This is a genomic window from Thalassobacillus sp. B23F22_16 (assembly GCF_043496955.1).
Lineage (GTDB): Bacteria > Bacillota > Bacilli > Bacillales > Halobacillaceae > Thalassobacillus > Thalassobacillus devorans_A.
The window spans coordinates 464,037-477,869 of record NZ_JBIEKD010000001.1; the positions used below are offsets into that span (position 1 = coordinate 464,037).

At 45.8% G+C, this 13,833-nt stretch carries 17 protein-coding genes; 6 read left to right on the top strand and 11 right to left on the bottom strand.

Annotated features, from left to right (window positions below):
- The first annotated feature begins 247 nt into the window (after positions 1-247).
- The 4 genes from ACGTNI_RS02275 (at position 248) to ACGTNI_RS02290 (ending at position 2,805) form a co-directional block, all read left to right on the top strand.
- Positions 248-973: an alpha/beta hydrolase gene (locus ACGTNI_RS02275; RefSeq protein ID WP_394459719.1), complete on the top strand. Its 726-nt coding sequence runs from the start codon at positions 248-250 to the stop codon at positions 971-973.
- Between the two features lie 115 nt (positions 974-1,088).
- Positions 1,089-1,598 carry a YjcG family protein gene (locus ACGTNI_RS02280; RefSeq protein ID WP_394459721.1) on the top strand — a complete coding sequence of 170 codons (510 nt, stop codon included), beginning with the start codon at positions 1,089-1,091 and terminating at the stop codon, positions 1,596-1,598.
- Positions 1,599-1,602: 4 nt separating this feature from the next.
- Complete coding sequence (locus tag ACGTNI_RS02285) at positions 1,603-2,028, top strand: GNAT family N-acetyltransferase (protein WP_394459723.1); 426 nt, start codon at positions 1,603-1,605, stop codon at positions 2,026-2,028.
- Positions 2,029-2,124: 96 nt separating this feature from the next.
- A complete protein-coding gene (locus ACGTNI_RS02290) occupies positions 2,125-2,805 on the top strand; it encodes a YetF domain-containing protein (RefSeq protein WP_369668757.1) in 681 nt (226 codons plus the stop codon).
- 51 nt (positions 2,806-2,856) lie between these two features.
- Here ACGTNI_RS02290 and ACGTNI_RS02295 read toward each other — a convergent pair whose 3' ends face one another.
- The 5 genes from ACGTNI_RS02295 to ACGTNI_RS02315 all read right to left on the bottom strand — a co-directional run bounded on the left by ACGTNI_RS02295 (position 2,857) and on the right by ACGTNI_RS02315 (position 5,342).
- Entirely contained in the window at positions 2,857-3,753 is an 897-nt protein-coding gene (locus ACGTNI_RS02295) for an MBL fold metallo-hydrolase (RefSeq protein ID WP_085507002.1), read from the bottom strand.
- 30 nt (positions 3,754-3,783) lie between these two features.
- Positions 3,784-4,056, bottom strand: coding sequence for a hypothetical protein (locus tag ACGTNI_RS02300; protein WP_085507001.1), 273 nt, complete (start codon positions 4,054-4,056; stop codon positions 3,784-3,786).
- A gap of 75 nt (positions 4,057-4,131) precedes the next feature.
- Positions 4,132-4,335: a hypothetical protein gene (locus ACGTNI_RS02305; RefSeq protein ID WP_062444454.1), complete on the bottom strand. Its 204-nt coding sequence runs from the start codon at positions 4,333-4,335 to the stop codon at positions 4,132-4,134.
- A 140-nt stretch (positions 4,336-4,475) separates the two neighbouring features.
- The gene (locus ACGTNI_RS02310) at positions 4,476-4,802 is read right to left on the bottom strand and encodes a DUF1360 domain-containing protein (protein WP_085507000.1); all 327 of its coding nucleotides are present in this window, start codon (positions 4,800-4,802) and stop codon (positions 4,476-4,478) included.
- Positions 4,803-4,874: 72 nt separating this feature from the next.
- Positions 4,875-5,342, bottom strand: coding sequence for a hypothetical protein (locus ACGTNI_RS02315; protein ID WP_139823793.1), 468 nt, complete (start codon positions 5,340-5,342; stop codon positions 4,875-4,877).
- 189 nt (positions 5,343-5,531) lie between these two features.
- On the opposite strand from ACGTNI_RS02315, the gene ACGTNI_RS02320 reads away from it, so the two are divergent.
- Positions 5,532-5,987: a CotY/CotZ family spore coat protein gene (locus ACGTNI_RS02320; protein WP_085506998.1), complete on the top strand. Its 456-nt coding sequence runs from the start codon at positions 5,532-5,534 to the stop codon at positions 5,985-5,987.
- Positions 5,988-6,034: 47 nt separating this feature from the next.
- Here ACGTNI_RS02320 and ACGTNI_RS02325 read toward each other — a convergent pair whose 3' ends face one another.
- The 4 genes from ACGTNI_RS02325 to mgtE form a co-directional block, all read right to left on the bottom strand.
- The gene (locus ACGTNI_RS02325) at positions 6,035-6,529 is read right to left on the bottom strand and encodes a CotO family spore coat protein (RefSeq protein ID WP_394459727.1); all 495 of its coding nucleotides are present in this window, start codon (positions 6,527-6,529) and stop codon (positions 6,035-6,037) included.
- 186 nt (positions 6,530-6,715) lie between these two features.
- Positions 6,716-7,492 carry an enoyl-ACP reductase FabI gene (gene fabI / locus ACGTNI_RS02330; RefSeq protein WP_085506996.1) on the bottom strand — a complete coding sequence of 259 codons (777 nt, stop codon included), beginning with the start codon at positions 7,490-7,492 and terminating at the stop codon, positions 6,716-6,718.
- A 180-nt stretch (positions 7,493-7,672) separates the two neighbouring features.
- Positions 7,673-9,538, bottom strand: coding sequence for a monovalent cation:proton antiporter family protein (locus tag ACGTNI_RS02335; protein ID WP_394459729.1), 1,866 nt, complete (start codon positions 9,536-9,538; stop codon positions 7,673-7,675).
- A gap of 20 nt (positions 9,539-9,558) precedes the next feature.
- Positions 9,559-10,923 (bottom strand): magnesium transporter, encoded by a 1,365-nt coding sequence (mgtE, locus tag ACGTNI_RS02340; protein ID WP_394459731.1) that lies wholly within the window; start codon positions 10,921-10,923, stop codon positions 9,559-9,561.
- A 467-nt stretch (positions 10,924-11,390) separates the two neighbouring features.
- Between mgtE and prpE the strand changes: the two genes are divergently transcribed.
- On the top strand, positions 11,391-12,128 hold the full coding sequence (prpE, locus tag ACGTNI_RS02345) for a bis(5'-nucleosyl)-tetraphosphatase PrpE (protein WP_394459733.1): 738 nt from the start codon (positions 11,391-11,393) through the stop codon (positions 12,126-12,128).
- Between the two features lie 11 nt (positions 12,129-12,139).
- On the opposite strand, the gene ACGTNI_RS02350 is transcribed toward prpE, so the two are convergent.
- On the bottom strand, positions 12,140-13,027 hold the full coding sequence (locus ACGTNI_RS02350) for an RluA family pseudouridine synthase (RefSeq protein WP_394459735.1): 888 nt from the start codon (positions 13,025-13,027) through the stop codon (positions 12,140-12,142).
- Positions 13,024-13,827 (bottom strand): NAD kinase, encoded by an 804-nt coding sequence (locus tag ACGTNI_RS02355; protein ID WP_062444435.1) that lies wholly within the window; start codon positions 13,825-13,827, stop codon positions 13,024-13,026. Before ACGTNI_RS02355 ends, ACGTNI_RS02350 begins: the two co-directional genes overlap by 4 nt.
- Between the last annotated feature and the right edge of the window lie 6 nt (positions 13,828-13,833).

A 13,833-nucleotide genomic window follows, 5' to 3' on the forward strand; every position in this document is an offset into this window, starting at 1 on the left:
GAAGTTGTCGTGAATGGGACATGTACTAATATAATATGATTTCATTTATGTGTCAATAACTTATCGACAATTTTTTTATCATTTCGAGAAACCTCCGTTCCGCGGGAACCCCAGGACCTTACGCTTCCGTAGAGTAGTTTTCAATTCGATGACAATCGTCAGACCTGTTCTACTTTTTTGAAAATGATATGATAAAATGGGTATGTTACATTTATAGATAAGTTGTCGTTTTTTGGAGGTGTTCGTTTTGGGACGTGCTGGTACGTTCAAGGATTTTGAAATCAATAGTTCCTACTTAGATGAAACATTGACCCTGAAGGTTTATCTGCCGGAGAATTACTCGCCGCTTTATAAGTATCATATCGCGATCATGCAGGATGGTGATGACTATTTTCAAATGGGCCGGGTCGCGACGTTGAGTGATAAACTTCATGAAAAGAAGCGAATTGCTGATACAATTTTTGTCGGCATTCATTATAAGGATAAATATGACCGTCAGGACAAATATCACCCGAATGGTGAGAAACAGGACGCTTATATCAAGTTTCTCGTCAATGAGGCCGCCCCGCTCCTGGATGAAGAGCTTCCGGGCTACCATATGGGCAGCGGCCGCACGCTGATGGGAGATTCGCTCGGCGGGACAGTGTCCCTGATGACGGCACTTAAATATCCAAGCACGTTCGGTAATGTCATCATGCAGTCGCCGTTCGTCAATGAACGTGTAATGAAAAAAGTCCAGAACAGCAAGGATCTTTCCTCCCTCGCCATCTACCATACAATCGGAAATGAAGAAACTGATGTACCGACAACAGATGGGGATCGGAAGGATTTTGTGACACCGAATCATGAGCTTCGCGACGTCCTCAACAGGAAGCCGCTCACCTACTTTTTCCACGAGCTTGATGGCAAGCACACTTGGAAATATTGGCAGCAGGGTATGGAGCGGGCTCTTGTGACGATGTTCCGACCGTAAACCTATGTACGAGAAAGTAATTTTTGGTATAATAATAACAGCTTAAAACTGACCAATCGACTTTGCATTCAACACGAAATATAATCAGCAACATTATATTTAGGAGGGTTTTCCAATGAAATATGGTATCGCCATTTTTCCACCGAAAAAAATCCAGGATGTCGCAAACTCCTACCGGAAACGTTACGATCCGCATTATGCATTGATTCCACCACATATTACCTTGAAGGAGCCATTTGAGGCAGAGGATAGCGAAATCAAGGAAGTGGTACCGCATTTGAAGGAGATTGCAAAAGAAACGAAACCAATTGAAATTGAAATCAATAAGGTCAGCTCGTTTGCTCCTGTCACGAATGCTATCTATTTGAAAGTAGAGCCTTCGGAGGAAATCATGACGGTTAATGAAAAACTTGAGGCAAAGCTGCCAGGTAAATCCGAGCATTCTTTCGTCCCTCATATTACGATCGCACAGAAGCTTTCGGATGATGAATTCTCTGATGTATACGGAAGTCTTCGAATGGGTGGATTTGAACTGAAAGAAACGGTCGATCGTTTCCAGCTGCTATATCAATTGGAAAATGGCTCCTGGACGGTCTATGAAACATTCGTCCTTGGTGAAGGGTGATAGAATGTTAATTGAAAACGTCGAGAATGAGCAGCAATTGAAAGATGCCTTCGGCGTACGCCGCACGGTTTTCATCGAGGAACAGCAGGTACCGGAAGACCTGGAACTGGATGAGCATGATGATACAGCCGTCCACTTCATCGGCTATGAAAATAAACAGCCGATCGCAGCTGCCCGCCTCCGGTTTGTTAATGAAAACGGAAAGCTGGAACGGATTTGCGTCCAGAAGGATTTCCGCGGACAGTCTTTTGGTAAACAGATGATCGAAGCGATGGAGAAACGCATCCGAAAAGAAGGGTTGAAACAGGCGAAATTGAACGCTCAAACCCATGCCGAAGAATTTTACCGAGCCCTTGGTTATGAAACGATTTCCGGGGAATTTATGGATGCCGGCATTCCTCACGTAACCATGATAAAAAAATTAGACTGATTTTCGACCTGGAAGAGCAAGATCTTCCAGGTTTTTTGTATAGGTCCGTCGTTCTCTGTCTACAATGGTTAAAAGCAGAGGAGAAGGAACGTGATCATGATGGATTATTTACGCATATTCATAGAAGCCTCATTCGGCTTCGCTGCTTTATTCCTTTTGACCAAAGTGCTAGGAAAGTCCCAATTCAACCAAATTACCCCGTTCGATTTTATTTCAGCCATCCTTCTTGGTGAGCTGGTCGGTAATGCGCTCTATGACCCTGATGTCGGTGTGTTACAAATTGGATTTGCGATATTGACCTGGGGTGTGCTCATGTATGTGACAGAACTGATCACACAAAAACTGAAAGGTACACGGGGATTCCTGGAGGGTCAGCCGTCGATTGTTATCCATAAAGGAAAAATTGCCTATGACGAATTGAAACAAAATAAGCTTGATATAAATCAGCTTCAGCATTTGCTGAGAGCTAAAGATGTGTTTTCGATTCAAGAAGTAGAGTACGCCGTGATGGAAACAGATGGGTCGATTTCTGTTTTGAAGAAATCGATGGATCAAAACCCGACGCGCAGTGACTTGAACCTTGCCCCCCAGCCGACCCCACTGCCGATGGCGTTCATCAGTGATGGCGAAGTACTTTGGGACAATCTAAAAGAAGCAGGGTTTGATAAAAACTGGCTGCTGACCCAGCTGCAGCAGCAGGAAATCACCGATTATACCGATGTTCTATTCGCCGAATATAAAGAAGGAGAGGACCTGTATGTCCTCCCCTACAACTGAGAAAAGCACCCCGGAGCCCTCCAATATCTGGAGGCCCCGGGGTACTTTTATTTATAAAGTTTTGAACACCCACCGGTTTCCTTCGATGGCATAATTAATCGTTTCTTCTTTAACAGCACCTATCAAATAAGCAGTTACAGCGGTCCGGTACAACAGCCACTGGCCCAGCTGGTTATTTTCTACACCAAACGAATCACACATCGCAGCGATAATGTTTTCATGACTGACCCCATTCGGATGCTCGCCGATATAATTCTCAAGCCACGTCAGCAGCACGACATGGTAATCAATATTTTTCTGGACGGTTGTTTTGAAATCCGTTTCATACTCTCCATGACCGGGCACAGCACCATCAGACGGGATCTCTTTCAGACGCTCCAGACTTTCAATCGTCAAAGCGGCATCCGTAATATAAGGGATCTTGTGTTTCTCCAGTTGAGCCGCTTCAAAATAGCTGTCCGCCGCATATAACACATCAAAAACCTTTACAGCCAGCTGGTGATAGCTGTGTCCAGGAAGCAAGTACGTCTCCAACTCGAATGTTCCGAATGTAAAACTTCCTTCCCTCACCTGGTCATCAATCCGGACGGGAGGTCCTTCCAGAAACTTATTCCTTAATTCATCGAGCGGGTCATTGCCCCCGAACAAGTACAACGGTTCGAGCGACGGATTTTCAAGGATAGCCGCTTCGAACTTCGGGGCTATCGTACGGACATCGAAGTTTTCCTGAAGGTACTGTGCTCCCCCATAATGATCCGCATGGGCATGGGTGATGAACAAGTGGGTGATTGGCAGGGAATGCTCTTTCAAACCCTTGATCACTTTCTTGATCGCCGATTTATCAATCCCGGCATCGATGATCATCCCTTCTTCCCCGTTATGGACGTATCCGATATTAACCGCACTATGAAAATAATAGCAATGCGCATTGATTTGGTTCATTTCCATAAAAAAGAACGACTCCTTTCAGCAAACCTATTAAATAGTTTCGCTGAAGTGTCGTCCTTTTCCTGTCATCTCGGCATAAACTTTTTCCGAGTAAGCTGCATGCAGATCATCCGGTGCATGCAGCTTTTTATTTTTATTCGGTAATTTCCCGTTCGTCCTCACCATTTCCCGCATCTGCAGATGACGGTTATCCAACGTCACTTTGTGGACGTTGGCATATTGGAAAGGTGATGCCTTCGGTTTAACGGTTCGCTCTTGGTAATCATCATACTGATACATCGATACTGGTAACATGTAGCCCATGGAGCTCCCCTCCTTACAGAATACATACCCATAACTTACTAGATATATACGTGGAAGCGCTCCCTTTTACGGGGGCTATTCAAAAAATTTCCTGATCCGGTCATGCTTACTTTCTGTCTTCTTTTCGAACTCGCCAATCTGTTTCGTCAGCAGTTTTTCCAGAGAGACCATCATCTGCTCAAACTCTGCCATCGTCTTTTCCGGTTTTTTTAAATTCGGCTTGGACGTGATCATATAATCAATTTCATCGATCATTTTACGCATGTGACGGAAATTCATGTTCTCGCCTTCTTTCCACAGCCGCATCCTTTCTTTTTACGCGGCCTTTTCGCTGGCTTCACTTGCTTGCCTGATTGTTTATGCATAGGAGTCATTCCTTTTTTACTACATCCTATTCCCTTCTGGCAAATCGATGTAGTTCATATATCCAAAGCGACGCGGAGAATGGCAGCAGCTCCAGCGATAGCCAGCCATACGACCACCCAGTCAAAATAAGGAAGGAATGCCCAGCCGGTTAGCAGCATTCCGCTCGCCCAAACGCCTGTACACCAGTGGCAGCTTAGTAATTCTCCAATAAACGCACGCAGTCCCGTTCCTTTCGCTTCCACATAAACTTCCACATTGCCTGCTTCATCTGTTTCTTCTATATAATGATGAAAAGGCGCACGCAGCCACTCGGTGATGCTGTCATCGACGATTAGCCGGGTCAGACGGAAACAGGCCAATGTCAGTAAAATAAGGTGCATCCAAGTCCATTCCAAACGATCATCCTCCTGATGAACAGATGTATGTAGCCCATCCAGTGGATGGGGCGAATCTTAGAACCAAGGGCCGCGACGGTGTTTGCGGTCCTCTCTGCCTCCACGGCGATCGTCGTCGCCTCTTCTCGAACTGCTTTCCATGTGGTCATGGTGACCGCGCCCTCTTCTTGAGCTGCTTTCCATGTGGTCATCATGACGGCGCCCTCTTCTTGAGCTGCTCTCCATGTGGTCATCATGACGGCGCCCTCTTCTTGAGCTGCTTTCCATGCCATCGTGATGGCGACGACGACCTAAGATCGGGTCAAATCTGTCATCGTGTCCTCTTCTTGAACTGCTCTCCATGTGATCGTGACGACGCCCTCCGAACAATGGAGCCCGGCGACGATCATGGTGGTCATCACGGCGGTCATCACGTCCACGACGATCGTGGTGATGATCTTTATCCGATTTGATGATGACTTTATCAGCCTTAACGATTAATTCGTTCACTTTATAATAGTGTTTATGGCTGCAGTTATCACACATATGTTTCCTCTCCTTTAACTACTAATATTCCTTATTAGTCTATGTGGCTTCGGTACATATGTATGGGCTTCAGTTCCACAAATTCCCCAGACGAATCGATAAAAACTCGACAAATGCCCACACCATCAGGGCAAGAGTTCATATTCTATTAAAGACAATACGTCAATACCAGACGAAAGGGGAATATCAATGGGCTGTGGAAAAAAACATGACTCAGGTAACTGTGTATGCGACATCCTGCGTGAAATCGTAGATGCTCAGGAAGATGTCGTATCTATGTGCTGTGACACGAGTTGCGAGCAATCCATTAATGACTTACTGGGAGAAACCGGAGGCAATAACCTGGACACTGTTCCAGTACTGCTATACTGCAAAGGGAACTGCAAACCATTTAAAGGGTTCGGTGCACCACGCAACAACATCGGCGATATCGTAGGAAGCTTCTACTTCCGCGTGAAAGATGTTGACAAAGATTGCTGTGCTACACTTGAACTACTGCGTACACCAGGTGACAGCGACGACAATCCGTGTGATCCAGTTGAACAAAAAACAGGCAACCTGCGCACGACAGGCATCTGCATCAGCGTTGATCTTGACTGCTTCTGCCACGTGACTTGCCTTCCAGCAATCGACGCATTCGATTAATGGAACCATGAACAAAGCCGCGTCCGTTAAGGGCGCGGCTTTTTCATTTAAAAACCGATCAGACTTATATCTTCTATCTCTCTAAAGTCGATTTCTTTTTGGAATGGACGCTTAAATGTTTTCATATAAACGATACCATCCTGATAATTGTTTATATAACCGCGGTACTTTTCTTCGGCAGTCACAACTTCACATTTCATCTTTGGAATCTGGGACGGGAGATTGACAAAGTAAGTCACTTTTTCTTCTAACGTCATATCCCGGAAACGCTGTCTACGGTCCCGAGCTGACCCGGCTCTTGACTGCTTAGCTTCTGTTTCGGCTTTTTCCTGCGGCTCCTGGTGCATCTGAGCTTCCTTCTTGCTGTGCTGCCGCTCCCGCTTTACTCCTGCATCTGCCGATTTATTTTCTGCCTGTTTCCCTTCCTCTTTCACTCGCTTTTTTCCATGATACGTCGTCTGCATCGGCGCTTCGCTCGGAGCGAATTCCGGCTGGGTAATATAAAGCATAGGCTTCTGTACAAGCTTCTGCTGCTTGCCCATAGATGTACTCCCTCCTTAGCCTGTTCTCCGTCTTTTCATATATATGCCCAGATTTCAGAAAATGTGCTATCGAATTAGATTTTTAAAAACGTGGGGCTATTCTGCAAATTTGAGTTTGTTCTCAGCTGTTAATTTGGTAATAAAAAAAGCCTGAGGTGGATTCACCTCAAGCTTTCCTAATCAAATTTAGAATCCGATGATATTGAAACCGGAATCGACGTGAATGATTTCCCCGGTTACACCGCGGGACAGATCACTCAACAGGTAGTAAGCCGTATCGCCTACTTCTTCCTGGGAAACCGGACGGCGCAGTGGTGCGCGTTCTTCGATCTCTTTCAAAATCGTGTTGAAGCTGCCGACGCCTTTTGCAGAAACCGTACGAATCGGACCAGCAGAAATCGCATTGACGCGGATGCCATGCTTTCCAAGGTCGTTAGCCAGGTAGCGCATGCTCGCATCCAGGCTCGCTTTTGCAACACCCATAACATTATAGTTGTTCACGACTTTTTCTCCGCCAAGATAAGTCATAGTAACGATGCCGCCGCCTTCGGTCATCAGCGGATACGCTTCTTTGGCTACGGCCGTCAATGAATAAGCACTGATATCGTGTGCCAGCTTGAAGCCGTCGCGTGTCACGTTCATATACTCGCCGTTCAACTCGTCGCGATTTGCGAACGCGATACAGTGAGCAAGACCATGAATCGTCCCCACATCGTTTTTAATGTCAGCGAATGTCTTCTTGATTGCTTCATCGTCTGTGACGTCACATTCGTAATACAATGATTCCTGGCCTTCTAATGAATCACCAAGATCTCTTACCGGCTTCTCAAAACGTTCATTCGCGTAAGTGAAAATCAGACGTGCGCCCGCATCATGCAAAGAACGTGCAATCCCCCACGCAATGCTTCGTTTGTTCGCTACGCCCATCACGACGTATGTACGACCCTCTAAAGAAAAATTCATCCTATTAACCTCCTTGAGGTGATTTTTATTAGTATTATGGTTTGTTATTAGTACCTGCTACTATTTTAGCGGAAAGATTACACAAATACAAATCATGATTAATCGGAAACAAAAAATAATCTATTCCCTTATCTATAGAAAAACCGCAGCTGTGCTGACAGCTGCGGTTTACTTCAGAGGTTAGCAGTATTCACAGAATTCCAACTGCATTTTCAATTCTTCCACATACTCAGTGGACCCCGTGACGATCAAGTGATCGCCAAGCTTAAGTTCGGTATCGCCATGAGGCACGATCGAATCTTCGCCACGGAAAATCCGGACCATGATGACGTCGCCGGTGAATGGAAACTCCCGGAGGCGCATCCGGTGGTACATCGGATTGTTCATATTGATCTGGAAGAGGGCACTGTCCTGATCGGTTAAAATCTCGACGACATCCGGTGCGACGATCATCGCTTTCAATAATGCTTTTGTAGACAGCATCACCGAGAAGACATCGATGCCAAGCTCAGTCAATTCTTTTTCCAAATCCGGCGACTCGGCGCGGGCGATGACTCTTTCTACGCCATCGTTTTTCGCAAACTTGGCGATTTCTGCGTTTTTCGCCTGGTCACCAGTGGAGACAACGAGAATATCCACATTAAAGACATCCATCTCTTTCATCCGCTCGAGATCATAATCTTCCAGCTCGCGAATGTCAAAGCAGGAGCGGCTGATATTTTCATCTACTTTATCGACTTTCGTATGATACAGGTGTGTTTCATATTGTGATTCATCTAATTCGCGGACCACAGGCAAAGTCATCCGGTTGGAACCAATAAAGGAAACCAGCTGCTTATGACTTTCTTCTTCAAACCGTCCGTAAATCTTTTTGAAAGCGATCGGTGTAATCAGACAAGTCAGTACGGCAACAAGGATAAGAGCCCCTTCCATCTGCTTGTCGATCATGCCTTCCCGCTCCCCGATGGTCGCTGCTGCAATCACAAGTGAAAGCGTGGAAGTCAATAGGAAACCAGAACCCATTACAGTCTTCCAGTCGTACCATTTTCGTAAAATGAACGCCGGTACGATTTTTGAAATGAACAGCGCAAGCAATAGCAATGGAATCAAAAGCATTACTTGGCTGTCACTGAATAGTTCCCAAATATCAATTTCCACACCGACCATCACAAAGAAAATCGGAATCAGGAATCCGTAGCCAAAACTGTCCATCCGCTTTACCAGCTCCGGGTTCGGAGACAGCAGGGATACAAGTGTTCCAGCAAGGAAAGCTCCGAGAATATTCTCCGCACCCACCGTTTCAGAAATAGCGACGAGCAGGATAATTAACGTGAAAACGGCCCGGGTGTCGATCTGGATCGTCCCTTTTGTCATTGTCTCCATAAACGATTGGTGACGATAATGTTTTCCGACAAAGTAAAGCAGGACACCAGCTCCGAATAATAACAGCAACAGCCACATGTTTCCTCCGCCTTCTCCGTAAATAGAAACGAAGACGGCAAGCAGGATCATCGTTACAAGATCGGCGATGACAGCAATCAGCAGGATCGTCTGACCGATCGTCGACTTCATCATTTGTGCGTCCTTCAAGGTTGGGACGACAACACCCAGGGAAATCGTCGAGATAATCAAGGTCATTAGGAACAGGTTATCAATGAAACCTGCCAGCACGAATATATACGATAGACCTAAGGAAACGATAAAAATAGCGACAAAAACATTTGTAGCTACCCATACAGGGTTTGGCGGGTTAGCATCTTTGTTTACCGCCTGCCTGGATTGCTTTTTCTTACCGAAAATCGAGAAATCGATCTCCAGACCACTAAGGAACATCAGAAAAATAAAACCAAGCGTTGATAATATTTCAATCCAGCTTCCATGCGTATCGACGAGATCAAAACCACTTTTACCAATGATAAGACCGATGATGATTTCAGCTACAACCACTGGGATCACTTTCAACTTAAGCCGATGCATGAGAATTGGTGTAAGGAATGCTGCTAAAATTACAATAACTAATGAGGTGACGGAAGCGCCGTGCTCCATTCACTCGTCCCCCTTTCCATTTATATCAGTAAATTCATAAAAGCCGTCGCCATCCCGAAGTAAATAAGAATCGAGATGATATCGTTGATCGTCGTGATGAACGGTCCGGAAGCAACAGCCGGGTCGATGTTCAGTTTATCCATGACTAAGGGAACGAGCGAACCCGCCAGCGTAGCGACAATCAATGTAGCAAAAATCGATAATCCGACCAGTAAGCCAAGATAAATGGAGTTTTGCCAGAAATAAATGATAACCATGATCAATAATCCACAGGAAGCTCCGGTAATAATACCTGTTGCCGCTTCCCTCATAATCATTTTTCTTTTTCCTTGCTTATCGATCTCTCCTGTTGCCATACCACGTACTGCGACTGCGAGTGCCTGTGTTCCAGTATTACCAGCCATCCCGGCAATAAGCGGGATGAAAATAGCAAGTATCGGCACGACATCTAGTGTATCTTCGAACCGGCCGATCAGGCTTGCCGTCAAGCTCCCTAAAAATAACAGGATAACCAGCCACGGCAGCCTTTTTTTGGCTGAAGCAAAAGCATGATCATCAGGACTGTCGACGTCAGAGATCGCCGCCAGCTTGGAATAGTCATCACTTGCTTCTTCTTCCATGACATCCAGGACGTCATCGACCGTAATGATACCTAATAAGTGGTTCTGGAAATCGACGACCGGAAGTGCCAGGAAATCATAGTCCCGGAACATGCGGGCGATTTCTTCCTGATCTTCCCCAACAGCAACGGATACAAGCCGCTCGTTCATTACCTCTGATATCAGCCAGTCATCCTCTGCAATAATCAAATCACGCAAAGAAATTACACCGACCAGGTGCTTATCTTCATCGATCACATACGTATAATAGATCGTTTCCGCATCCGGAGCTTCCCTACGAAGATGAAGCATCGCTTCCCGGACAGTCATATTCGCTTTCACGACGACGAACTCGGTAGTCATAATACTACCGGCTGTTTTCTCTTCATAGTGGAGCAAGTCTTTGATCTCATCGGAATCGTCATCATCCATGATCGTCAAGAAACTCGCCACTTTGTTTTTATCTAACATATTCAGAATATCAACCGCATCATCCGTCGACATATCTGCCAATACCTGTGAAGCAAGCCGCGGATCCATCTCGGCGAAGAACGGTTCAACATCTTCATGATCGATGTGCTCCATTACTTCGGATATTTCTTCCGGAGACAGATACATGTAGACTTTCTTACGTACTTCGACAACCATTTCTTCAAACAGGCTGGCTTGATCATAAGGATGCATTTCCAGGAATTCAGCACGGAACTGATCAATCTGATCGTTCAGCAGGGCCACCTGCACTTTTTCCCACATTTCTTCCCGTTCATCTACTTCTAAATGTTCCATCAGAAATCCCTCCCCTTATTCAAGCCGATTCATTTTGACCGTTATATCGTAATTGCCTGAATACGCTTTGTCAATAAAAATTATTCTTTCAAATGCATGGTAGTAGTTTATCAAATTATCGTATAACAATGGAACTGAAATGAACATTTCTTTGGTGAAGTCTCGTGTACTTTTTAGTGTTGCCCATCTTCTATTTCTTATTGAAAAGGCTTTTTGAAATCTCTTTGTTGGTCTTACAATAAAGCTCCCAACTGCTGAAGACTCAGTTTCGAGATAGTGAGGTCCGTTACCTAAAAAATAAGGGATTGGCTGGGAAACGACCCTTCCCCTCACACAATATCTCGAAATCAAGCCTTTGACTTTTCGGACCTTTAATGGAACAACCCTTTTATAATAAAAATATGATTCCAAAAACCTGGGAATGGGAATACTAACGGGAGTAACTTTCACATAAAAGGAGGGCTTTTATGAAAATAGATATTATTGGAGATGTGCATGGATGTCTTGATGAGATGAGAGAACTTTTTCGTGAACTTGGCTACGTGGAGGAAGATGGCGTCCCTGTTCATCCCGATGGCAGGGTGCCTGTTTTTCTGGGTGACATCACTGACAGAGGGCCTGATTCGATCGGCTGTATTCGGTATGTCTATAACATTGTCGTGGAAACAAATAAGGGTAAATATGTGCCGGGGAACCATTGTAATAAGTTATATCGTTTTTTTCTTGGTAACAAGGTGCAGGAAAAACATGGCCTCGAGACGACGACTGCTGAATATCGTTCCCTTTCTTCCAAAGAACAAAAAGCAATCCGCCATCATTTTATGAAATTATATGAAGAGTCGCCATTATATCTGGAAGTGCCGGAGGCCAATGCTGTCATCGCTCATGCCGGCATTAAGGAAAGTTTTATCGGTCAGCAGGGAAAAAAGGTGCGGACGTTTGTGCTTTATGGTGATATCACGGGCGAAAAACATGATGATGGACGGCCGGTACGTCGCGACTGGGCACAAATGTATGAAGGGAGCCGCTGGATCATCTACGGCCATACGCCAGTACGGGAGCCCCGGTTCGTCAACAACACAGTCAACATAGATACCGGCTGCGTGTTTGGAAACAAACTCACGGCATTTCGGCTTCCGGAAAAGGAAATCGTTAGTGTTCCTTCCCGGCAGCCATTCGTGGAAGAAAAATTCCGGCTCGATTGAGATACATCCTATCAAATATTCCCGATAGCCCTCTTGATATCCGCCGGAAGTTCCGCTTCACAACTGACAACTTCACCAGTAAGCGGATGGGTAAAGACAAGCCTGCGGCAATGCAGCGCTTGCCTTTTCATTATGCCGAGTGACCCACCGTACAGATCATCCCCGGCAAGCGGATGCCCCCTGTGGCTCATATGGATCCGGATTTGGTGAGTCCTTCCTGTAAGGAGTTCAAGCTCGACTAGCGAATGTGCGCGCAATGCCCTCAGCACTTTATAGCGGGTGGCTGCCGGCTGGCCTTTTTCCTTAACCTCCCGCTCGATGATAGACCCCTCTTTTCTTCTAATCGGTGCTTCAATCATTCCGTTCTTATGTTTCAAATGACCTTCGACAAGTGCCCAGTATGTTTTTTCAATCGGACCGGTAAAGCCTGTAGATAACAGAGAATGGCTGTAGGCATGCTTTGCCACCAGCACAAGTCCGGAGGTATCTTTATCGAGCCGGGTGACAATATGGACGGTGCTTGGTACACCTTGCTTTTCATAATAAGCAACGATACCGTTCGCAAGTGTCACATGATGGTTCATGGATGGCATGACGGCGAGTCCCGCCGGTTTGTCAAGAATCAATAGATCATCATCTTCGTAAACAATAACAAGCTCCATGGGTATTGGTTCAAGCCGCTCCGCAGGCTTCACAATTGGCAGCGTCACTTCCACCAAGTCACCGGCATGTAACACTTTTCTGACCGTTACCTCAGCTCCATTTACCTGAAGCCCCTGCGAATGCTTGATCTGTTTCAGCAATTGACGTGAAAATGCCCGCACGGAAACCAGATAGTCCCGTACGAGCATTTCTTCCTGCTGATCTGTAACTTTCCACGTCCAGCTCCACTGCTTCATTCTTTATCATCCGCCACGAATGAATCCCGGACCCGCTTCCAAAATGGAAACGGACGGAATCTCGCAAATCGAACTTTTTCTTTGGCGACCCGGCATTGGATCGATTTTACCTCTTTATACGTATGCGTATAATGATCGACCGTGATCATAAAACTTTTATCCGCTGTCGGTTTCAACAGGCAGGTGTGATGGCTTGGCAAAATCAACGGGGAACCAATCGTACGGAAAACGCGATTATTGATTGAAGCCATTTCTGCAATCTGAATCGACTCCAGAGACGGATGGATAATTGCGCCGCCAAGCGCTTTGTTGTAGGCGGTACTTCCGGATGGCGTCGAGATGCACAGACCGTCGCCCCGGAAGGTCTCAAAATGCTCCCCTTTAATATCTACATCAAGCACGACCGACCCTTCTGATGTCTTGATGGTACATTCGTTGAGTGCCAGATACCGGCCTTCTTCGCCACCGTTTTTCAAGCGAATAATCACTTCCAATATCGGATATTCGACCACCTGGAAAGGAGTCCGGGCAACATCGATGATCAATTTCTCTACTTCATCCGGCGTCCAGTCCGCATAAAAGCCTAAATGGCCTGTATGTATCCCGATGAAAGCTGTCTTGTCCAAGCGATGGTTGTATGTATGGAAGGCTTCCAGAAACGTTCCGTCGCCGCCGACCGATATGGCAACTTCCGGTTCGTCCTCACAGTATTCCATATTGAATTCTTTCAGATAGTTTTTGATTTTCGAACGGATTTCGTTCGAATTACTGTCGCCTCTCGATAGTATCGCGAATTTCATAATCGA